The 21393-nt window shown below is 72.0% G+C and carries 15 protein-coding genes; 3 read left to right on the top strand and 12 right to left on the bottom strand.

Annotated features, from left to right (window positions below; all coding sequences use genetic code 11):
• Positions 1–107 precede the first annotated feature (107 nt).
• A complete protein-coding gene (locus tag ACPXBU_RS25415; RefSeq protein ID WP_393362572.1) occupies positions 108–3014 on the bottom strand; it encodes a glycoside hydrolase family 48 protein in 2907 nt (968 codons plus the stop codon).
• Positions 3015–3859: 845 nt separating this feature from the next.
• Between ACPXBU_RS25415 and ACPXBU_RS25410 the strand changes: the two genes are divergently transcribed.
• A complete protein-coding gene (locus tag ACPXBU_RS25410; protein ID WP_393362575.1) occupies positions 3860–5203 on the top strand; it encodes a GH1 family beta-glucosidase in 1344 nt (447 codons plus the stop codon).
• Between the two features lie 80 nt (positions 5204–5283).
• Here ACPXBU_RS25410 and ACPXBU_RS25405 read toward each other — a convergent pair whose 3' ends face one another.
• The 3 genes from ACPXBU_RS25405 to ACPXBU_RS25395 form a co-directional block, all read right to left on the bottom strand.
• On the bottom strand, positions 5284–5706 hold the full coding sequence (locus ACPXBU_RS25405; protein ID WP_425759934.1) for a roadblock/LC7 domain-containing protein: 423 nt from the start codon (positions 5704–5706) through the stop codon (positions 5284–5286).
• Positions 5703–8234 carry a sensor histidine kinase gene (locus ACPXBU_RS25400; protein ID WP_393362578.1) on the bottom strand — a complete coding sequence of 844 codons (2532 nt, stop codon included), beginning with the start codon at positions 8232–8234 and terminating at the stop codon, positions 5703–5705. Before ACPXBU_RS25400 ends, ACPXBU_RS25405 begins: the two co-directional genes overlap by 4 nt.
• 99 nt (positions 8235–8333) lie before the next feature.
• On the bottom strand, positions 8334–9746 hold the full coding sequence (locus ACPXBU_RS25395; RefSeq protein WP_425759933.1) for an FGGY family carbohydrate kinase: 1413 nt from the start codon (positions 9744–9746) through the stop codon (positions 8334–8336).
• Between the two features lie 208 nt (positions 9747–9954).
• Here ACPXBU_RS25395 and ACPXBU_RS25390 point away from each other — a divergent pair, with 208 nt between their 5' ends.
• Positions 9955–11874 (top strand): anthranilate synthase family protein, encoded by a 1920-nt coding sequence (locus ACPXBU_RS25390; RefSeq protein ID WP_425759932.1) that lies wholly within the window; start codon positions 9955–9957, stop codon positions 11872–11874.
• Positions 11875–11961: 87 nt separating this feature from the next.
• Here the strand turns inward: ACPXBU_RS25390 and wrbA are convergent, their stop codons facing one another.
• From wrbA to ACPXBU_RS25370, 4 genes are all read right to left on the bottom strand, one after another.
• Entirely contained in the window at positions 11962–12579 is a 618-nt protein-coding gene (gene wrbA / locus ACPXBU_RS25385) for an NAD(P)H:quinone oxidoreductase (RefSeq protein WP_393362585.1), read from the bottom strand.
• 279 nt (positions 12580–12858) lie between these two features.
• Positions 12859–13227, bottom strand: a complete 369-nt coding sequence (locus ACPXBU_RS25380; protein WP_393362588.1) for a DUF3037 domain-containing protein — start codon at positions 13225–13227, stop codon at positions 12859–12861.
• A complete protein-coding gene (locus tag ACPXBU_RS25375) occupies positions 13224–13982 on the bottom strand; it encodes a HipA family kinase (protein ID WP_425759930.1) in 759 nt (252 codons plus the stop codon). The genes ACPXBU_RS25380 and ACPXBU_RS25375 overlap by 4 nt, the downstream gene beginning before the upstream one ends.
• 61 nt (positions 13983–14043) lie before the next feature.
• A complete protein-coding gene (locus ACPXBU_RS25370) occupies positions 14044–14436 on the bottom strand; it encodes a hypothetical protein (protein WP_393362594.1) in 393 nt (130 codons plus the stop codon).
• Between the two features lie 137 nt (positions 14437–14573).
• Between ACPXBU_RS25370 and ACPXBU_RS25365 the strand changes: the two genes are divergently transcribed.
• On the top strand, positions 14574–15683 hold the full coding sequence (locus tag ACPXBU_RS25365) for a winged helix DNA-binding domain-containing protein (RefSeq protein ID WP_425759929.1): 1110 nt from the start codon (positions 14574–14576) through the stop codon (positions 15681–15683).
• A gap of 169 nt (positions 15684–15852) precedes the next feature.
• Here ACPXBU_RS25365 and malQ read toward each other — a convergent pair whose 3' ends face one another.
• The 4 genes from malQ to ACPXBU_RS25345 form a co-directional block, all read right to left on the bottom strand.
• Complete coding sequence (gene malQ, locus ACPXBU_RS25360) at positions 15853–18129, bottom strand: 4-alpha-glucanotransferase (protein ID WP_425759928.1); 2277 nt, start codon at positions 18127–18129, stop codon at positions 15853–15855.
• Positions 18130–18344: 215 nt separating this feature from the next.
• Positions 18345–19553 (bottom strand): ABC transporter ATP-binding protein, encoded by a 1209-nt coding sequence (locus tag ACPXBU_RS25355; RefSeq protein WP_393362603.1) that lies wholly within the window; start codon positions 19551–19553, stop codon positions 18345–18347.
• Between the two features lie 10 nt (positions 19554–19563).
• On the bottom strand, positions 19564–20400 hold the full coding sequence (locus ACPXBU_RS25350) for a carbohydrate ABC transporter permease (protein WP_357248472.1): 837 nt from the start codon (positions 20398–20400) through the stop codon (positions 19564–19566).
• A gap of 1 nt (position 20401) precedes the next feature.
• The gene (locus tag ACPXBU_RS25345; protein ID WP_393362607.1) at positions 20402–21385 is read right to left on the bottom strand and encodes a carbohydrate ABC transporter permease; all 984 of its coding nucleotides are present in this window, start codon (positions 21383–21385) and stop codon (positions 20402–20404) included.
• Positions 21386–21393 lie beyond the last annotated feature (8 nt).

Raw genomic sequence — 21393 nt, 5'->3', positions numbered from 1 at the left:
GGCCTGACCGTGGGTGTCAGGCCGTCCCGCCGGCCGGAGTCCGTCGTTCCCCGGACCCCGGCCGGATCCCGGGGTGGGCGGTCCACGCCACCCACCCCGGGTCGTCGTCAGCCGTTCGGGAACAGGCTGCCGTAGTCGGCGTACGCCATGGCGATGTCAGCCTGTGCCCAGAACCGGTGGTAGTTGAAGCTCGGCTCCGGGCCACCGTCCAGGTACGCCTGCACCTTGGGCCAGTCCGGGTCGTTCTTGTAGAAGGACCGGATGTCGAGGAAGCTCTTGCCGGCGGCGATGGCGTCGCCGTTCGGCATCTTCCCGGTCCAGCCCGGCGGGACGTAGAGGCCCTGCCCGGTGGACGCGTTGTAGGTGTCGTCGAAGCGCCGGTAGTCGCCACGCTTCTCGGTGGTGGAGACACCCTTGGCGTCGGCCGCGGCGGAGAGCGCGTCGAGCAGCCCCTTCGCCGTGTCCTTGGCCGCCACGTTGCCCGACTTGGCCGCGTACGCGATCAGGGTCCGGGCGTAGGCGCCGGCGACGCCGACGTCCTGGCCCTTCACCGTGACCTCGACGTGTAGGCCGGTGTTGGGCTGCGGGCTGGACGGGTTCCAGGTGGTCGGCTGGCCGGTCCACGCCAGGTCCGACGGGATCGACCAGTTGGTGCCGAGGGTGGTGTTGGCGATCGCCCACGGCACCCACTTGTCCAGCAGCGCCTTGGCCTTCGCGTTACCGGTCTGCAGGTACAGCTCGGCGATGCGCTGCATCGACCAGGCCTGCATACCGAACCACTGGTTCGACGGCGGGTCGTTGTAGACCGGGTCGACGTCGTAGAACATGCCGTAGAAGGTGCTGGTGCCGGCCGGCGGCTGGGCGTAACTGCCGTCCCAGCTGTTGGTGGCGCCACCGGCGATGCCGCCCTCGGCGGACTGGAGCCAGGTGTAGAACTCCAGCTGCCGTTCGAGGCTCTTGGTCCAGTCCGCGGTCGCGGTCGGCGACTGCGGCTTGAGCTCCGGGGTGTTCGTCAGCGCCCAGGCCGCGAACGGGTTCTGGTAGCCGAAGTGGTTGTGGCTGGAGCCGATCCGCCAGGACCAGTTCTGGCTGGTGTCGTACGCACCGCCCCAGGCGTAGTACCAGGAGAGCAGGTAGTGCGCAGAGTCCTTGCCGCTGCCGGCGGGGCAGGTACTGGCCCCGACGCAGTTGCCGATCTTCTTGAAGTACTTGTCGAACATCGAGTACCGCAGGTAGTCGCCCATCTTGGCGGCCTTCGCGATGGTGGCCGCGACGTCGGCCTGCTTGTTCTGCGCCTTGGCCCAGGTCAGCGCCCAGTACGCGGCCTGCACGGCGCGGGCGTCGGCGTCCGGGGCGTTCGTGTACTTCCACTGCTTGGCGGGGGCGCCGGTGTCCTTGACGAACAGGTCGAGGTAGCCGTACTGACCGCCGTGCTTGAAGGTGTCGCAGGAGGGCTGCGGGACGGTCTCCCACACCGACTCCTGGGTGCCCCGCTGGAAGGTGTTGATGTAGGCCGGCTTGGTGGTGCCGTCGCCGCAGTGACCGAAGCCGTAGGTGTTGTCGACGTCCATCAGCCAGTGCATGCCGTAGATGTCACCGGTGCCGTAGGTCGACTGCAGCTCCGAGCGGAGCGGGTCCTGCCCGACCGAGATGTTCGGGTTCAGCGCCGAAGGGTACTGGCTGGGCAGGTTGTACTCCGCGGCGTACTGCGGGGTGCCCGCGGAGCCGGCGGTCGGCTGGTCGGCGTGCGTCGGGATGATGTACTTCTCCATCACCGTCCAGGCGTTGTTGAACGGCGCCCAGTTCTGGGTGACGCGCCCGTAGTTCGCCTCCAGCCAGAGCCAGAAGCTGAACGCCTCGGAGGTCGTCTCGTGCCCGTGGTCGGGCGCCTCGACGATGAGCGTCTCCACCGAGTGGTACGGCACGCCCTCGGGGCTGAAGTAGCCCGAGTTCTTGATCTTGCCGTACTGCTCGAGGAACTTCGCGATGTAGGTGTTGTCGCCACCGGGGGTGTCGTTGTCGATCTCGGTGGCGGTGACCGCCAGCGAGGCGAGACCGGTGGCGGCGGCGGTGATGGTGGCGGCGCCGCCCAGGGTGTCGGTGTCCTCCGCCGCGGCGACCGTGACGGTGACCCCGGTGTTCCAGTTGCTCGGGGTCAGCGTGGCGGTGGTCGGCGAGACCGTGACGTCGGCGTCGCCGCTGGGGGTGAGGGTGACCGGCACGTTGGCCGTCGGCGCGGCGCTGAGCTTCAGGTTGAAGGTGGAGGTGCCACCCTCACTGACGCTCACCGCGGACGGGGTGGCGACGAGCGTCGGGCCGCTGGGGGCGCCGACGGTGAACGCCTTCTCGTCGACCCCGATGCCGTTGGCGTTGTCGTACGCCTTGGCCTGCACGGTGTAGCTGCCGGCCGGCAGGTCCTCCTGCGTGTACGCGTACGGCGCGGAGGTGTCGGTGTTGATCAGCAGGCCGTTGCGGTAGAACTCGACCTTGCTGATCGTCCCGTCCGGGTCACTGGCGGTGGCGGTCAGCGGCACGTCGGCCGGCGCGGTGAACGGCCCGCTCGGCACGCCGAGGGAGACCGTCGGCGGCCGGTTCGCCGGGGTGCCGTTGCACGGGGTGCCGTTGAGCGTGAACGAGGTGGGCTTCGGGTTGCTGCCCGAGTGGGCGCCGTTGAAGCCGATCGTGGTGGAGGCGCCGGCGGCGAGGTTGCCGTTGTACGACTCGTTGGTCACGGTGACGTCGCTGCCGGTCTGGCTGTATTTGGCCGACCAACCCTGAACGACCCGCTGGCCGCTGTTCGGGAAGGTCCACTTGAGCGTCCAGTTGCTGATCGGATCGCCCAGGTTCTTGATCGTCACGTTGGCGGTGAAGCCGTTGTTCCAGTCGTTGGTCGCGTAGACCACGTCGCAGGCGGGCGCGGCCTGTGCGGCGCCGGCGGGCAGGGTCACCCCGCCGGCGGCGAGCGCGACGGCAGCGATGATCGCCACGCGACGGCGTCTTGCCAGTTGTCTCATGTGCGCGGTGTCTCCTCGGACCAGGCCGGGACGGTCCCCGGCGAAGGCGCCTGCCCGCGAGGGTGGTGGTCCGCGGGAGATTCGAGGCGCCGGGAAGGTGGTTTTTCCCCGGGCCCGGCCGGGGTAGGGCGGTGTGCGGCCCGCACGGGAGGGGGTCCCGCCGGCTGCGATCGGGTGACCGTGACCGGGATCGTGCTGCCGGCTGCCCTCGGTGAACCCGCGCTCACGCGATGTGGCTCCTGTCGCGTTGAATCGACAGTCTGCCATGGAAGCGCTCCCACAACAAGCGCAGACGCCACTCGTTCAGCTCGTTGTTTCGATCTCGTTTTGGGTCTTTCACAAAGCCGTGACGGGCGTTACAGTCGCAACATCGGTCGATGGGAGCGCTTCCATCGACAAGGTTCCAACAAGAAGATCGCTAGGGTCGTTTCTGACGGGCCTGGCGAACCAGCCCGAGGGCCGACGACGGGCCAGCCCGGACGCCGTCGTCAGCCATCGTCCCGCCTTACGGAGGGAGGTGGAACCAGAGCCACTCGCGTGGCCCGGCTCCCGCGCGACACGCACGGCAGGACCCAAATCTCGCCCGTGTGTGTGCAGTTACGGTGGGGACGGGGGTTGCCCTCCCCCGTCCCCACACTAAACCCCCGTACACGATGGGAAAAGAGGCCGACGGGACAGGCGCGCCGCGCCGCCCGGCGGCCTTGTTCGCTGTCCGGGGCCCCCAACCGCCTCGACCCGCCATCGCCGGCCGCCATGACGGTCAGCTGACCGGGCCGGCCGCCCCTGGCCTATTCTGGGAGCGCTCCCGAATCTCGGCGGTGGCCCCGTATCCACGAGGAGAATCCATGTCGATACCTACCGGGCCCGCCAGCCCACTGCGCTTCCCCGACAACTTCGGTTGGGGTGCGGCCACCTCGGCGTACCAGATCGAGGGCGCCGCCAAGGAGGACGGGCGCGGCGAATCCGTCTGGGACACCTTCAGCCGCGTCCCGGGCAGCACCCGTAACGGCGACACCGGCGACGTGGCCGCCGACCACTACCACCGGTACGCCGAGGACCTCGACCTCATGCGCGACCTCGGGCTGCGCAGCTACCGCTTCTCCATCTCCTGGCCACGGATCCAGCCCGACGGCAGCGGCCTGCCCAACCAGCGCGGGCTCGACTTCTACCGCCGGCTCATCGACGGCCTGCACGAGCGCGGCATCGCCCCGATGGCCACCCTGTTCCACTGGGACCTCCCGCAGGCACTGCAGGACGCCGGCGGCTGGGAGTCGCGCGACACCGCCCACCGCTTCGCCGACTACGCCGACGTGGTCTTCCGCGCCCTGGGCGACTCGGTGCCGGCGTGGCTCACCATCAACGAACCGAAGACCGTGGTGCAGAACGGCTACCTCACCGGCCACCACGCCCCCGGCCGACAGGACCCGGACGCCGCCTACCTGGTCGCCCACCACCTGCAACTCGCGCACGGGCTGGCCGTCGGCACGCTCCGGGCCAGCGGCAGCGACAGCCGGATCGGCCCCGCGCTCAACCTGCACCCCTGCTACCCCGCCGACGACTCCGCCCAGGCGGCCGCCGCGGCCCACCTCTACGACGGCTACGAGAACCGCCTCTACCTCGACTCCGTGCTCCGGGGCAGCTACCCGGAGGACCTGCTGGCCGACCTGGGCCCGCAGAGCCGGATGGTCCGGGGCATCCGCGACGGCGACCTGAAGATCATCTCGGCGCCCATCGACCTGCTCGCCGTGCAGTACTACACACCGATCTACGTCACCGGCGACGGCAGCACGGTGCGACGCTGGGCGACCACCGAGGCCGAGTGGCAGCAGATCTACCCCGAGGGAATGTACGACCTGCTGACCCGGGTCACCCGCGACTACGGCCCGATCCCCCTCACCATCACCGAGAACGGCCTGCCCACAGCCGACACCCTGACGGCGGACGACACCGTCCACGACGCGGGCCGGATCAGCTTCCTGCGCGACCACCTCACCGCCGTGCACCGGGCCATCGCCGCCGGGGTGCCGCTGGAGAGCTTCCACGTCTGGTCGCTGCTTGACAACTTCGAGTGGGACGCGGGATACGACCAGCGCTGGGGCCTTGTCTACGTGGACTACCCGACCCAGCGGCGCGTGCTCAAGAGCAGCGCCACCTGGTACCGCTCCGTCATCACCGACGGCGGCTTCTGAGCCGGCCGCCACCCGGAATGCCGGGCCCGGACGGCTCGGCTCGGGTGAGCCGGTGACCGTCCGGGTTCCGGACCGGCCGGTCAGCGGGGCAGCGCCTGCTGCAACTCCGCTCGCAGCGCCGGGGTGAGCATCTCCCCCGCCTGCTTGGCCAGCCGGGCCATCTCGTAACCCACGACACCGATGTCCGCGTCCCCGGCCGCCAGCGTGGCCAGGATAGAACCGTCGCGGATCTGCATCACCAGGAAGTAGCCGCGGCCCATCTCGACCACGGTCTGCTTGACGATGTCGCCGTCGAACATCGAGGCCGCGCCCGCCGTGATGCTCATCAGGCCGGAGGTCACCGCCGCGAGCTTGTCCGCGTTGTCGCGGGGCAGATGGTCGGAGATCGCCACCAACAAGCCGTCCGAGGAGACCACCACCGCGTGCGCCACGCCCGGCACCCGGTCCGCGAACGCGCTCACCAGCCAGCTCAGGTCACGCGCCTCCTGGCTCAACGTCGTCACTGTCGTCGTCCCCCTTCGTCGTGCCCCCCGGACGGTGGCACGGGTATCTCGGTGGTGTCCTCGGCCTCGGCACGCCGCACCCCGCTGTAGAGCCGGGACAGCATGCCGCCGACCGCTTCCGGGTCCAGGTCGACGCGGTTCGGCGTCGAGGTCGGTTGCGCCGTACGGGTGACCGCGCTCAACTGCGCCATCGGCACCCGCACCGGCAGCCCTCGCTCGTTCGTGCCGGCGGTCACCGGAACGGCCGGCGGCATCGCCGCCACGGGCACCGCCGGCGCGGACGGACCCTGTCGCGACCACCAGCCCGCGCCGCCGCCGGGTGCGGCGGCCGGGGCCAACACATCCGCGGAGCGCACCGGACGGGCCGGACGCGGCACGGCCACTCCCGGCCGCCGGCCGGCCACCGGCAGCTCCCTGGCGTCGAAGCCCGGCCCCGACGCATCTGCCTCCCGGGCACCCCCGGACGGCGCGGCCATTCCCCGCGCGGCGCTCGTCGCCAGCATCCGGGCCGGCGCGGGCGAATCCAGCTCCACCGCGCCCGCCGGCGCCAACAGCGTGGCGGGCAGCACGAGCCGAGCCACCAGGCCGTCCTGACCCCCGTGCAGGCGTACCGAGACGCCCAGCCGGGCCGCCAGGTGGCTGACCACGAACAGACCCATCCGCTCCACCGCCGCCACATCCGCGGCCGGGGGACTGGCCAGCACCGCGTTCGCCTCGGCCAAGGCGGTCGTGCTCATGCCGAGACCACTGTCGACTATCTCGATCAGGGTGGTCGTGGCCTCGACCTTGGCGGTCACCACCACGAGGGTGTCCGGGCGGGAGAAGGCCGTGGCGTTCTCCAACAACTCGGCCAACAGGTGCACCAGCTCGCCGACGGCGTGCCCGACCACATACACGTCGGCCACCGACTCGATGCGGACCCGCTGGTACTGCTCGATCTCCGCGGCGGCGGCCAGCAGCATCGAACCGATGCCGACCGGCCGGTTCCACCGCCGCGTCGAATCGGTGCCGGCGAGCACCAGCAGACTCTCGTCGTTGCGGCGCATGCGGGCGGCCAGGTGGTCGAGCTTGAACAGGTTCTCCAACTGGTCCGGGTCGCTCTCCTCACGCTCCAGGTCGTCCAGCAGCTCCAGTTGCCGTTCCACGAGCACCTGGCTGCGGCGGGCGAGGTTGACGAACATCGCGTTGACGTTGCGCCGCATGAGCGCCTGCTCGACGGCGACGGTGACGGCGCTGCGGTGCACCGCCACGAACGCCTCCGCCAGCTCGCCGATCTCGTCGAGCGAACGGACCACCGCCGGCGCGACGTCGATGCCGGGCACCCCACCGGTGACGGTCTTCAGCCGGTCCAGCGCCTCCGGCAGCTCGACCTGCGCGATCCGCAACGCCTGGCTCCGCAGCAACCGCATCGAACGGGCCACCGACCGCCCGATCAGCAACGAGATCAGCAGGGCCACCAGCAGGACCACCACGACTCCGCCGACGACGAGCAGGGTGGCCCGTAGCTGACCGCTGCTGGCGTCGTCGGCCTGCCGGACCGCGTCGTCGAGCACCCCCGCCTCAAGCTGGCGCAACAGGTCCTGGCGCTGCTGGCTGGCCGCCCACCACTGCTCCGACGGCAGCACCTTCGGCGCCGCGTCGCTGGCCGGCAGGCTGCGTTCCTCCAGCCGCGTGGCGACCACGAACTCCGGAGTCACGGTGGTCTGGTCGTAGCGGCGGATCTGGTCGTCGGTCGCGGCCACCCGGAACGCGCCGAGCGCGGTCAACTGTTGGCCGCGCAGATCCGCGAGGAGCACCCGGTCCTCGGTGCCGTACCCGCCCGCGCGGGAGGCGGCGTAGAGCTGGGCGCGGAGCCGGGAGGACAGCTCCTTGACCCGGGCGAGCTGCACGTAGCGCAGGACCGCGTTGTTCAACGCGGGCTGGTCCTGACCGGGGTTCGGCTCGGCCAGCAGGTCGAGCATCGCGCCGACCGCCCGGTGGTAGTTGCTCAGGATCGTCTCGCTGCTGAGCACCGCCGGCGCGATCGCCGCCCGGATGTCGACAACCTGGTCGTACGCCTCCATCGCCTCGGAGAAGGCGACCCGCCAGGACGCGTCGGCGTCCGCGAGCGGCTCGGCGGCCCGACGCAGGTCCCCGATCGCCCGGTCGGTCGCCGTCTGCAACGGCTTCAGGTTGGTCACCGTGTCGTCCCGGTCGCCGCCCCCGCGCCGGTCACCCAACTCCCCCGCCGAGCGGTCGCGCTCCTGCTGGAGCTGGTGCACCGCGGCGGTGATCTGCCGGCCGATGCCGACCTGGCGGGAGAAGTCGTTCAATGCCGTCGTCCGCCCCACGAGCGCGCTGGTCTGCACCCCGGCGAGCACCAGGAACGCCATCGACGGCACCATCAGCACGGTCGCGAGCTTCGTGCTCATCCGCCAGTCCCGCAGCCGGAACGGCGACCGCCGTCGATGCGGTACGACTCGGACGTCGAAGCGGCGTCGGCGGTGGTTCGACACCGTGCCGTTCGCCGGGCCGGAACCCACCGCCACCCTGCCTCCTCGGTCCTACCGCGTCCACCGCGGTCCGGGGAGCGCAGTCCATCCAACCAGGCTCGGGAGCTCTGTCAACGGCCCGGGCGACGCGGAGGTTCAGGAAGGATACTGCGGGTGGGAACGTCCTGCCGTGGTCGGCAAGACCAGCTCGTCCGTCCGGCCGATGTCGGCGAGCCCGATCGCGTCTCCGAACCGACCCAACGCCACGAGCGCCGCGCCGGTGGCACCGATCTCCGGGTTGCGCTGGTGCGACACCGGTCGCGGCGCCAGCGCGGCGGCGAAGGCCTGCCGCCACCACACCGAGGCGGCCACCGCGCCCCCGCCCAGCACCACACCCACCGGTTTGTCGATCGTGGACTCCAGCACCGCGAGATCCTCGGCGACCAGCTCACACAGCCCCTGCATCAGCCCGGCGAGGATGTCCACCGAGGTGGTGCTGAAGCTCAGGTCGCGGAGCTGTCCGCTGCCCGCCGGCAGCAGGCCGGGCGGCCGGTCGCCACCGAAGCGGGGGTCGGCCGGTCGGCCACCGCCCACCGGCACCAGCGCCAGCGCCGCGTCCAGCTCGGCGCCCTGCGGCAACCGCAGCTCCCGGTTCGCCCAGGCGAACAGGTTGCCGCCGCAGGCGTACGCCGCGCCGGTGACCACGTGGTCGTGGTCGACCCGGTAGCGCCACAGACGCTCGGGGAGCCGGGGCATCGGTTCGCCGGCCGGGATCCGCTGCATCAGCCGTACGGCCGCGGAGGTGCCCACGGTGACCGCGGCCCGGCTCGGGTCGACGCAGCCCGAGCCGACGTTCGACGCCCCGCCGTCGCCCACCGGCGGTGACCAGCGGGCCTGCGCCAGCTGCGGCCATCGGCGGGCCAGGTCGGCCCGGAGCCGGCCGTGCCAGTCCAACCCGCCGAGGGCCGGCAGGTCCCCTGGCCGTGCGCCGGCCAGGGTCAGCGCCTCCTCGTCCCAGCGCAGGGTGCGGAGGTCCAGCAGGCCGGTCCCGGAGGCCTGGGACACCGACATGGGCGCGTCCTCGAGCAGCTCGCCCAGCACGTACTCGGGCAGGCCGACGAACCGGGCGATCGGGCTGCCGGACTGCTCGCGCAGCCAGGGCAACCGCATCGACCAGTACGAGCGGTGCCACCAGCAGCCGGTGCGCTGGTGGAAGCCGTCCGGGTCGGCGGGTCCGGCCGTGCCGCCGACCGGCGCGGGCCGGGTGTCCAGCCAGGTGACCACCGGGCCGATCGGGGCGCCGTCGCGGTCGAGCGGGAGCACCGAGTGCCACTGGGCGGAGACCGCCACCAGGTCCACCTCGTGCAGGTGCCCCGCGTCGGCCAACTCGTCGAGGCACTCGATCAGACAGGCGAGGTAGCCGGGGCCGGACAGCGTGCCGGTGCCGTCGTCGCCGATGGCGAGGTCGACCTTGCGCCGGGCCAGGGCACCGGGCAATGGACGGCTGTCGGAGTCCAGCACGAGCCCGCGTACCGAGGAGGTACCCAGATCGAGCGCGAGAATGTTCATCGCCGGTCAAGTTACCCGGTGCCAGGCGGGCGCCGGGCGCGTAGGGTGGATCACATGCTCGCGCATCCGACCTGCTGGTGGCCCGCCGACCCGGCGGCCACCCTCCGCGCGTAGCTTCATCCACGCGGCCGCCATCGAGGCGGCCGCCGGTTCTCCCCGGCCCGGATGGCCGCCGCGACCGGCGGCGCCCGGCCCCACGGAGACCTCGATGACCCACCTGACCGACCTGCTCACCGCCGTGACCAGCGGCGTCGACCCGGGCCCCTTCGCGCTGCTGCGCCGCGACGGCGCGGACGAGCTGGAGTTGTTCACCGGCCCCGTCGACACCGTCGAGCGTCTGGCCGACATCCCGCTGCCGCCGGGCACGCCCGGGGCGCGGACGCTGGCCCTGGTGCCGTACCGCCAGATCACCGAACGCGGCTTCGCCTGCGTCGACGACGGCGCTCCGCTGGAGTGCCTCCGGGTCCGCGAGCATCGGCGGATCGCGCTGGCCGACGCCCTGGCCACGCTGCCCGACGAACCGGTCCGCACCACCGACGCCGCCTTCGACGTCACCGACGAGGAGTACGCCGAGACGGTGCAGCGGGTGCTCACCGAGGAGATCGGCCGCGGCGAGGGCGCGAACTTCGTCATCCACCGCACCCTGCACGCCACCGTGCAGGGCCGACCGCTGGTGGCCGCGCTGGCCGCGCTACGCCGGTTGCTGGTCGCCGAACGCGGCGCGTACTGGACGTTCGTCGTGCACACCGGCACCCGGACGCTCGTCGGGGCCAGCCCGGAACGGCACGTGAGCGTCGACGACGGGCTGGTCATGATGAACCCGATCAGCGGCACCTTCCGGTCCGGCGGTGGTATCCCGGACCGGGCGGCGCTGCTGCGCTTCCTCGCCGACCCGAAAGAGGTCGAGGAGCTGTACATGGTGCTCGACGAGGAACTGAAGATGATGGCCACCGTCGCCGAGGACGGCGGTCAGGTGATCGGCCCGTACCTGAAGGAGATGTCGCACCTGGCGCACACCGAGTACCTGCTGGCCGGGCGCGGCACCCGCGACGTCCGGGAGGTGTTGCGCGAGACGATGTTCGCCCCGACGGTGACCGGCAGCCCGATGGAGAACGCCTGCCGGGTGATCTCCCGACACGAGGGCCGCGGCCGGAGCTACTACGCGGGTGTGCTGGCGCTGCTCGGCCACGACGAGGCCGGTCGGCAGACGCTCGACGCGCCGATCCTGATCCGGACCGCCGAGATCTCCCCCGCCGGGCACCTGCGGGTGCCGGTGGGCGCCACCCTGGTCCGGCACTCGACGGCGGCCGGCGAGGTCGCGGAGACGCACGCCAAGGCCGCCGGCGTGCTGGCCGCGCTCGGTCTCGGGCCGGCGGCGTCCGGCAGCGCCGGCCCGGTCGCGCGGCTGGCCGACGACCCGGAGGTACGCGACGCGCTGGCCGCGCGCAACGCGCCACTGGCGCGGTTCTGGCTGGACCAGCGTGCACCGAACGCGGCCGGGTTGCCCGGTCTGGTCGGCCGCCAGGTGTTGATCGTGGACGCCGAGGACACCTTCACCGCGATGCTGGCCCACCAACTGGGCGCGCTGGGCCTCGCGGTGAGCCTGCGGCCGTGGCACGCGGGAGGCCCCGTCGACGGGTACGACCTGGTGGTGGTCGGTCCCGGGCCGGGCGACCCGGGCAGCCGGGACGAGCCGAAGATGGTGGCGCTGCGGGAGCTGCTGACCGAGCTGCTGGCGACCGGGCGGCCCACCCTCGCGGTCTGCCTCGGCCATCAGGTGCTGGCCGGGCTGCTGGGGCTGGCCCTGCACCGCCGGGAGGCGCCCTACCAGGGCACGCAGCGGGAGGTGTCGCTGTTCGGCCGGACCCGCCGGGTGGGGTTCTACTCGACGTTCACGGCACGCGCGGACGCGGACCGGGTGACCGGCGCGTACGGGCCGGTGGAGCTGGCCCGCGACGCGGGCGACGGCGCGGTGCACGCCCTGCGGGGGCGCGGCTTCGCCGGGGTGCAGTTCCACCCGGAGTCGGTGCTCAGCCCGGACGGGCTCGCGGTGCTGACCGAGCTGCTGACCGATCTGCTGCCGGCACCGCGCGCCGACGAGCTGTCCGCCACGGGCGGGCGCGCATAGCCGTCCCGCCGCCGGGTACGGCTGAAGCCGACCGGTGGCGTGGACGGGCCGAGAGCCCCCGCCCGCGCCACCGGTCGTCCGCCGTCGTCAGCCGGCCATGCCCGCCTTCAGCGCGGTCCCGAGCAGCACCGCACGTCGGGCGGTGAGCGCGCAGGCCCCGAGCGCCACGGCGTCCGGGGCGATCTCCCCGTTGTTGCTCGTGTGCGAGGCGCCGTACGGGTTGCCGGCGATGAACTGGCTGGTGTCGGTGTAACCGGGGGCGACCACGACGCCACCCCAGTGGTAGAAGACGTTGAACAGCGAGGTCAGCGTGGTCTCCTGCCCGCCGTGCGCGGTCGCCGTCGAGGTGAAGGCGGCGTAGACCTTGTTGGCCAGCGCACCCTGTGCCCACAGCGGACCCGTGGTGTCGATGAACTGCTTCAACTGGGCCGCGATCATGCCGTACCGGGTCGGAGCACCCATGATCACCACGTCGGCCCAGGCCAGGTCGTCGACCATCGCCTCGGGCACGTCCTGGGTCTCCAGATGGTGTGCCTGCCAGCCGGAGTTGGAGCGGATCGCCTCGTCCGGCGCCAGCTCGCGGACCTTGCGCAGGCGCACGTCGGCGCCCGCGTCTCCGGCGGCCTCGCAGACGGCCTGCGCCATCTGGTACGTGATGCTGGTGGCGCTGTAGTAGATCACCGCTACCTTGGTCTGGGCAGCCATCAGATGTCCCCTTCTCGTCTCGGGTCAGCTCCCGCGACTACCCGGTGGGCGCGACCTCTAACGGCAGGGTCCACGGACCCTGTTCCGGACCGCCGGCTCAAATTTTCCGCAACTTCCCGACTGTTTCGGCCCCACGGCCCCTACGGACGGCGATCCTGATGTCACCGGTGCCGGCGGGAACCAACCGTCGCCCCGCACCGAGCACCTGAACGGGGGATCGCGCTCCGCCAGCAACGGAGCTGGCGCAGCGCGATCAGGGGGTGCCGCGGGTGCCGCCGCTCAGCGGACCAGGGCCGCCATCAGCCGTTCCAACTCGGCCGCCGGATCGGCGGTGAGCCCGGTGTGCACGGGCCCGGTCTGGATCATCGTGCTCCGCGGAGCGGCCAGCCAGTGGAACCGCTCACCGAGTCGCATCCGGGTCGCCGGCCCGTCACCGGAGCAGGTCCGGTCCCAGGAGGAGAGCACCGCGGCCACCGCCGGCAGATCGACGTCCGGCGCCAGCGCGCGGACCCGGTCGGCGTCCAGGTGCGTACGCGCCGCCAGGAAGTCACGCTGTTGGCAGTAGAGCAACACCCCGACGTTTATCTGCTCGCCGCGCTCGATGCGCGGCACCAGCCGGATCAGCGCGTACTCGAAGGGCTGCCTCATGCGGCGCTCCCCTGCGGCAGCCAGTCGGCGGTGCGGGCGACCCGGCGGGACAGGTGGTCCAGGTACGCGGCACGAGCGGCCTCGGCCGTCTCGAAGTCGGCGGCGGTCAGCCACTCCCCCGGCACCAGCGCCAACACCTCGCCGAGCAGCTCCGGGGTGATCCGGGGGGCCAGCTCGGCGTCGGCGTCGGCCAGCCGGGAGGCGTACGGGGCAAGCACGTGGTCGTCAGCTCGGTAGGCACGGTGCACGGCCGCCCCGGCTCGCGGCCAGTTGTGGTGGAAGTACAGCGCGGCCCCGTGGTCGATCAGCCACAACTCCCGGTGCCAGACCAGCAGGTTGGGGTTGCGCCAACTCCTGTCGACGTTCTCCACGTACGCGTCGAACCAGAGCACCCGGGAGGCCAGCACCGGGTCGACGGGGTGCGCGAGCGGGTCGAAGCCCAGCGCCCCGGGCAGGAAGTCCATCCCCAGGTTGGCCCCGCCGCTGTTGCGCAGCAGCTCCTGCACCTCCTGGTCGGGCTCGGCCCGCCCGATCACCGGGTCGATGTCGAGCACGACCAGCGGGGGCACCCGCAGCTCCAGACGGCGGGCCAGCTCACCGCAGATCACCTCGGCGATCAGCGCCTTAGGCCCCTGCCCGGCGCCGCGGAACTTCGCCACGTACGTGCCCAGGTCGTCGGCCTCGACCACGCCCGGCAGCGACCCACCCTCGCGCAGCGGGGTGACGTAGCGGATCGCGGTGACCTGGCGGAGCACGCCGCCCACCCTACTGGGGTCCCGGCCGCGACCGGCACGTGTGCCGCCGACCCGGCCGGCGTCAGTCGAGCTTGTCGCGCAGCTTGTCGACCTGGGTCTGGAGCCGGTCCACCGCGTTCTCGTTGTTGACGAACGTGGAGATACCCGCGGCCAGTCCGAGGCCGATCAGCACGGCCAGGATGCTCAACACCAGGCCGCCGATCGACACGCCACGGCCGGTGACCCCGGGTCGGCGCGCCATCCGGAGACCGATGATGCCGAGGATGATCCCGATGATGCCGAGCACCAACCCCAACCAGAAGAGGATCGCCGTCAACACGCTGAAGAAACCGGCCACCCCGAACACCAGGGCGAAGGTCGCGGCGGCGCTCGTCTTCGCGCGGGCGTCCCCTCGATGGCTCCGGGATCCGGCCGGTGCGCCGGCACCCCGTACCGGCTCGCTTGCGGCAGTCATGAGAGTCCCTTCCGTACGCGCGGCGCGCGCACTTCCGGCGAGCCGCTTTCCCCCGACCACCACCGTTACGCCTCCGATCCGCGGCGGTGTCGGTGGCCGGCTCTAGGCTGGTCGTCCAGCGACGAGAGGACCGCCCGATGCCTGTCGACCTCAGCGCGGCCGACGCGTTGGCGCTGCGGATGACCAGCCTGCTGCTGCGCCCGCATCCGAGCACCCGACCCGCCGGTGTCGCCGACGTCGTCGAGTGGTTCGGCGCGATGCAGGCACAGGACCTGGCCAGCGGGCTGTGGTCACTGGGCGCGCGGCTGCCCGGCCGGACCGTCCTGGACGTGCAGGCGGCCCTGGAACGGCGCGAGGCGCTCCGCACCTGGCCGATGCGGGGCACCGTGCACCTCGTCCCGCCCGCCGACGCCCGCTGGATGCTGGAGCTGACCGGCGTTCGCTCGCTTGCCGGCGCGGCGACCCGCCGGGCACAACTCGGGCTGACCGAGGCCGACGCGGATCGGGCGGTGGACGTCCTCGGCGCCGCGTTGGCCGGCGGCGGCCGGCTCACCCGCGCGGAGTGCCTGGCCACCCTGCGCGACGCCGGGCTGGGCACCGACGGTCAGCGCGGCTACCACCTGCTCTGGTTCGCCAGCGTGCGCGGGGTGACCTGTGTGGCACCCAACGTCGGCACCGACCAGACCTTCGCCCTGCTCGACGAGTGGGCCCCCGCGCAACGTCGGCTGGAACGGGACGAGGCGCTGGCCCTGCTCGCCCACCGCTACGTCCGGGGGCACGGGCCGGTCACCGACCGCGAGTTCGCCGGCTGGACCGGCCTCACCCTGACCGACGGCCGGCGCGGGCTGGCCGCCGCCGGCGACCTGCTGAGCCCGGTCCAGGTCGACGGCGAGCCGATGTACGTCGACGCGGCGCTGGCCGACGCACCGCACGGCGCACTGGACGACGTGCTGGTGCTGCCCGGCTTCGACGAGTACCTGCTCGGCTACCGCGACCGCACACTGATGCTCGACCCGGCGCACCAGGCCGCCGTGGTGCCGGGCAACAACGGCATCTTCCAGGCCACCGTGGTCCGCGCCGGCCGGGTCGTGGGCGTGTGGAAGCGCAAGGTGGGTCGGGCCGTGGTCACCATCACGATCCAGCCCCTCACCCCGATGCCCGCCGACGAGCGGACCCGCGTCGAGCAGGCACTACAGCGGTACGCCGACTACCTCGGTCTGCCGCCCCGCTTCGACTGGCCAGCCTGAGCGACGGGCAGCGGGCCGGCCCACCCAGTCCGGCCGGTCAGCCCGGCCTGGTCCGGCCGGTTGGTTCCGGCTCGGCCCGGCCGGGTGGGTTCGGCCCGGCCCGGCCGGGTGGGTTCGGCCCGGCCCGGCCGGGTGGGTTCGGCCCGGCCCGGTCCGGCCGGGTTGAGCGTCAGTCCTCGGCCGGGCGCGCCGGTCGGGCGTCACCCGATCGTGGGCGTGCCGGCCGCGCGTCACCCGATCGTGGGCGCGCCGTGTTGAGCAGGTGGACGACCCGGGCCACGCGGGGGTCGGCGCGGATCTGCGCCACGGTGGCCGGCAGTGGCAACCGCCAGTTCGGATATTCGTCGACAGTGCCCGGCAGGTTGGGCTGGCGCACCTCGCCCAGCACGTCGTAGAGGGAGACGCCGAGCAGCCGGGCCGGACTCGCCGCGAGCGCGGCGTGCATCGCCACCACCACCTCGCCGTCGTGTGATGTCGCGGCCGGCCGGCCCAGCGCCGGATCGGGTGTCGCGGCCGGGTCGGGCAATACCGGGTCGGGTGTCGCGGGTGGGTCGGGCAGCGCCAGGTCGGGCAGCGCCGCATCGGGTGTCGCGGCCGGACCGGGCACCGCCTTATCGGACAGCGCCGGACCGGGCAGCGGCTTATCGGACAGCGCCGCATCGGCCAGCGCCGCATCGGCCAGCGCCGCATCGGCCAGCGCCGGACCGGGCAGCGCCGCAGCGGACGGCGCCGCAGCGGACGGCGCCGGGTCGGGCAGCAGGCTCTCGGCCCGCAGCATCGCGAGCAGGCGCTCCCGGTCGGCGACGGCGCGGGCCCGCTCCACCGCCACGTCGGTGTCGAGCAGCTTCAGGTCGTCGCGTACCCGCACGTGCTCGCCGGTCAGGAAGCCCGGCGCGGTCGGCAGGTCGTGGGTGGAGATCGTGGCGAGAGCGTTGCGCGGCCACCGGGCCGGTGGGATGAAGTCACCCTCGGCGTCGCGCGCGAACCACAGCACCGTCGAGCCGAGCATGTTGCGCCCGCGCAGCCCTCGGGTCACCGCGGGTTGGACGGTGCCGAGATCCTCACCGACCACGACCGCGCCGGCCCGCTGCGCCTCCAGCGCGAGGATGCCGAGCATCGCCTCGGCGTCGTACCGGACATAGGTGCCCTCGGCGGCCCCACCACCCGGCGGCACCCACCACAGCCGCCACAGGCCGGCGACGTGGTCGACCCGCAGGCCGCCCGCGTGCCGCAGGGTCCGGCGCAGCATGTCCCGGTACGCCGCATAGCCGGTCGCGGCCAGCCGGTCCGGGCGCCAGGCGGCGAGCCCCCAGTCCTGGCCGAGCTGGTTGAAGTCGTCGGGTGGGGCCCCGACCCGCACGCCCTGGGCCAGCACGTCGGCGAGCTGCCAGCCGTCGGCGCCGCCCGGGTCGATGCCGACGGCCAGGTCGTGCACCACGCCGACCGGCATCCCGACCGCGCGCGCCGCCGCCGTGACGGCGTCGAGCTGCTCGTCGCAGAGGTGTTGCAGCCATGCGTGGAAGGCCACCCGGTCGGCGAGCTGGCGGCGCTGCTCGGCGACCGCCGGGGCGTCCGGGTGGTGCAGCTCCGCCGGCCAGGCCCGCCAGTCGTTGCCGTGCCGCTCGGCCAGGGCGCACCAGGTGGCGAAGCTCGCCAGCGCCGGGTCCGCGGCGAGGTCGACCGGCTGGGCGTACGGGTGCAGTAGCTCCAGGGCGTGCCGCTTGGCCGTCCACACCTCGTCGTAGTCGATCAGGTCACCACGGTCGGGGCGCAGGGCGTCGACCACGGCCCGGGTCGCCGGGTCCGCCGCCCGGAACGCGGCAGTGTCGCTTACTCGCAGGTAGAGCGGGTTGACGAAGCGTCGACTGGCGGGCGAGTAGGGCGAGGCGGCGACCGGGTGCGCGGGCCCGACCGCGTGCAGCGGGTTGAGCAGCACCAGGCCCGCACCCGTGGCACCGGCCCAGCCGGTGAAATCGGCGAGGTCGCCGAGGTCGCCCATGCCCCACGAGCGGTCCGAGGTGAGCGCGTAGAGCTGGAGCAGCCAACCCCAGGTGCGCGGCGGCGCGGGCAGCCGGCGGGGCACCACCACAAGCGTCACCTCGCGGCCGGCGCAGGCCAGCTGGTGCCAGCCCAGCGGCAGATCTCCGGGCAGCTCGCTGTCGACCGCGCGCCGGCCGCCGTCCTCCAGGGTCACCACCCCGGGGCCGGGCAGCGCCCGGGTGGCGCCGTGGGTGAGCACGACCGTCTCCGGCAACGCGCTCCGGTCGACCGCGCGAGCGGCGGCGAGACCGTCGGCGATGGCCGCCGGGCTGGTGGCGTCCACATCGAGCAGGCCGAGCACGCCCACCACGGTCTCCGGTGCGACCTCGACGCGGCGGTGCCGCCAGTCCTCGTACCAGGTGGACACCCCGTGCGCCTTCGCCAGCGCGGCCAGTTGTCGGTCCATCCCGCCCCCCGCCTCACGACGCGACCTTCGACCACCTTGCCACGACCAACCCCAACCCGCAGAACAGACCCGCGCCCCGCGCCCCGCGCCCCGCGCCCCGCGCCCCGCGCCCCGCGCCCCGCGCCCGTCGATCTTGCACTTTCTGTCCCGGCAGATGGGCGTATTCCGCCCTATATCGGCGACAGAAAGTGCAAGATCGACGGGATGTGGCGTTGTCAGTCGGCGAGCGCGCCGGAGGCCCGCCCCTCGTGCAGGGTCAGGTTGCGGCCGGTGGCCGGGTCGAACAGGTGGATCTTCTCCAGGTTGAACCAGACCCGGCGTGACTGCCCCTCGGCCGCCGGTGACTCCGCGGACAGCCGGGTCACCAGGTTGCCGCCGGCGCCGGCGAAGTCGGCGGCACCGGCGTCGGCGGCCAACTCCTCCAGCTCGGCGGCGCTGGCCTTCTCGCCCTCCACGGTGAAGTAGACGTACTTGTCGGAGCCCATCGACTCGACGATGTCGACGGGCGCCTCGAACTCCATGCCCCGGCGGCGGGTGTCGTCGTCGACAAGTTCGGCGTCCTCGAAGTGCTCGGGGCGGATGCCGAGGATCAGCTCCCGGGGTGCGTCGGCCGCCTCCAGCTCACGGCGGACGCGGTCGCCGAGCGGCACGTCACCGAGCGCGGTGTGCAGGCTGCCGTCCTGTACGGCGGCGTGCAGGAAGTTCATCGACGGTGAGCCGATGAAGCCGGCCACGAAGAGGTTGCGCGGGTGGTCGTAGAGCTCCTGGGGTGGGCCGACCTGCTGCACCGCGCCGCCGCGCATGATCACCACCCGGTCGCCGAGGGTCATCGCCTCGGTCTGGTCGTGGGTGACGTAGACGGTGGTCGTGCCGAGCTGCTTCTGCAACCGGGACACCACCGTACGCATCTGCACCCGTAGTTTGGCGTCGAGGTTGGACAGCGGCTCGTCCATCAGGAACGCCTTGGGCTGGCGGACGATCGCCCGACCCATCGCGACGCGCTGCCGCTGCCCTCCGGAGAGGTTGGCGGGCTTGCGGTCCAGCAGGGTGGTCAACTCCAGCACCTTGGCCGCCTCGTCGACCTTGGAGTTGATGGTCTCCTTGTCCAGCTTCGCCAGCCGCAGCGGGAACGCCATGTTCTCCCGCACGGTCATGTTCGGGTACAGGGCGTACGACTGGAAGACCATCGCGATGTCCCGGTCCCGGGGGGCCTTGTCGTTCACCCGCTGGCCGCCGATGCGCAGCTCGCCGGAGCTGATGTCCTCCAGGCCGGCGATCATGTTGAGGGTGGTGGACTTTCCGCAGCCCGAGGGGCCGACCAGGATCACGAACTCGCCGTCGGCGATCTCCAGGTCGACGTCCTGCACGGCGACGGTCCCGTCCGGGAAACTCTTGCTCACCTTGTCGAGCACGATGTCAGCCATGACTACTCACCTATCCCTTGACTGCGCCGGAGGTCAGGCCGGACACGATGCGGCGCTGGAAGAAGAGGACGAACAGGATGATCGGTACGGTGATCACGACGGCGGCGGCACAGATCGCCCCGGTGGGGTCCTCGAACTGCGACGCGCCGGTGAAGAACGACAGTGCCGCCGGCACCGTGCGGGACCGCTCGGTGGACGTCAGCGAGATGGCGAACAGGAAGTCGTTCCAGCAGAAGATGAACACCAGGATCGCCGTGGTGAACAGCCCGGGGGCGGCCAGCGGGGCGATCACCCGGCGGAACGCCTGGGCCTGCGTGGCGCCGTCCATCTTGGCGGCCTTCTCCAGGTCCCAGGGGATCTGCTTGAAGAACGCCGACAGCGTGTAGATCGCCAGCGGCAGCGCGAAGGTGATGTACGGGGTGATCAGCCCGAGCCAGGTGTCGAAGATGCCGATCGTCCGCTCGATCTCGAACAGCGGTGACACCAGCGACACCTGCGGGAACATCGCGATCAGCAGGGACACACCGACGAGCACCTTCTTGCCGGGGAAGTCCAGCCGACTGATGGCGTACGCGGCCATCGCGCCGAGCACCACCGCGATCAGCGTGGCGATCAGGGCGATGCCGATCGAGTTGACGAGTGCCCGGACGAACTGGTCGGTGTCGAAGATCGTCTTGTAGTTGTCCAGCGTCCACTCCCGCGGAATGAAGTTTCCGTCGGTGAGGGTGGCCGGTGTCTTGAACGACAGCGACGCGATCCACAGCACCGGGACGAGCGCGAAGACGACCACGACGACGTCCAGCAGCCCCCAGCGCAGTTTGGCCCGGGTGGTGGTTTCGACAGCCATGTCAGCGCCTCTCCCCGTCGTCGCTGCCGGGGGCAGCGGTGCCGAACAGCTTCACGAAGACGAACGCGATGATCGCCACGGCGATGAAGATCAGCACCGACATCGTCGAGCCGATCCCGAGGTTGAGGCCTCGGATCAGGTTGTTGTAGGCGAGCATCGACACCGACGAGGTCTCGTTGGCCCCGGAGGTCAGCACGAAGATGTTGTCGAAGACCCGGAACGCGTCCAGGGTGCGGAACAGCAGCGCGACCAGGATCGCCGGCTTCATCACCGGCAGCATCACCTTCGTGAACTTCTGCCAGGCGGTGGCGCCGTCGGTGGACGCCGCCTTGAGCAGGTCCTCCGGCACCAGCGCCAGCCCGGCCATCAGCAGCAGCGCCATGAACGGGGTGGTCTTCCAGATCTCCGCGAGCATGATGATCGCCAGAGAGCTGGCCCGTTCGGTGAGCGGCGCGCCGTCGCTGAACACGTCGGCCAGGTAGCCGGTGCCGGGCGTCCAGGCGTACCGCCAGGAGAACGCCGCGACAACCGTGACGATCCCGTACGGGATGAGCGCCGAGGTGCGGACGATGCCCCGCCCGACCAGGGTGCGGTGCATGATGATCGCCAGACCCATGCCGAGCACCAGCTCGACGGCCACGGTGACCACGGTGATCAGCGCGGTCACCCCGAACGCGGTCCACCAGAACTCGTTGGTGAGCACCGTGACGTAGTTTTCCAGACCGATGAACTCGCGCTGGTCGGGGAAGCGCAGGTCGTAGCGCTGCAACGACAGCCAGACCGAGTAGAGGATCGGGTACGCGGTCACCAGGATCATGACCAGCGCGGCGGGGGCGCAGAGCAACCAGCCCAGCCGGCGTTCGGATTTCTTGTTCGCGCTCAGTTGCGGCTTACGGCGACCACCGCGTTGGGTGGGCACGGCGGCGGGCGCTCGGGTCTCCTCCGCGGCGACGTCCGCGCCGGTCGGCGTGGCGTTGATGCTCACGGTGCCAC

It is taken from the genome of Micromonospora sp. DT231, assembly GCF_049847025.1.
Taxonomy (GTDB): Bacteria; Actinomycetota; Actinomycetes; order Mycobacteriales; family Micromonosporaceae; genus Micromonospora.
Note: the sequence above shows the minus strand (reverse complement) of the source record. Positions and strands in the feature narration are given on the sequence as shown.

What these genes read in the sequence shown, in the direction of transcription:
- ACPXBU_RS25365 (WP_425759929.1), top strand. Translation starts at nt 14,574, where the DNA reads ATGCCTGTCGACCTCAGCGCGGCCGACGCGTTGGCGCTGCGGATGACC.
- ACPXBU_RS25370 (WP_393362594.1), bottom strand. Translation starts at nt 14,436, where the DNA reads ATGACTGCCGCAAGCGAGCCGGTACGGGGTGCCGGCGCACCGGCCGGA.
- ACPXBU_RS25380 (WP_393362588.1), bottom strand. Translation starts at nt 13,227, where the DNA reads ATGAGGCAGCCCTTCGAGTACGCGCTGATCCGGCTGGTGCCGCGCATC.
- ACPXBU_RS25415 (WP_393362572.1), bottom strand. Translation starts at nt 3,014, where the DNA reads ATGAGACAACTGGCAAGACGCCGTCGCGTGGCGATCATCGCTGCCGTC.
- ACPXBU_RS25395 (WP_425759933.1), bottom strand. Translation starts at nt 9,746, where the DNA reads ATGAACATTCTCGCGCTCGATCTGGGTACCTCCTCGGTACGCGGGCTC.
- ACPXBU_RS25355 (WP_393362603.1), bottom strand. Translation starts at nt 19,553, where the DNA reads ATGGCTGACATCGTGCTCGACAAGGTGAGCAAGAGTTTCCCGGACGGG.
- ACPXBU_RS25350 (WP_357248472.1), bottom strand. Translation starts at nt 20,400, where the DNA reads ATGGCTGTCGAAACCACCACCCGGGCCAAACTGCGCTGGGGGCTGCTG.
- malQ (WP_425759928.1), bottom strand. Translation starts at nt 18,129, where the DNA reads ATGGACCGACAACTGGCCGCGCTGGCGAAGGCGCACGGGGTGTCCACC.
- ACPXBU_RS25390 (WP_425759932.1), top strand. Translation starts at nt 9,955, where the DNA reads ATGACCCACCTGACCGACCTGCTCACCGCCGTGACCAGCGGCGTCGAC.
- wrbA (WP_393362585.1), bottom strand. Translation starts at nt 12,579, where the DNA reads ATGGCTGCCCAGACCAAGGTAGCGGTGATCTACTACAGCGCCACCAGC.
- ACPXBU_RS25410 (WP_393362575.1), top strand. Translation starts at nt 3,860, where the DNA reads ATGTCGATACCTACCGGGCCCGCCAGCCCACTGCGCTTCCCCGACAAC.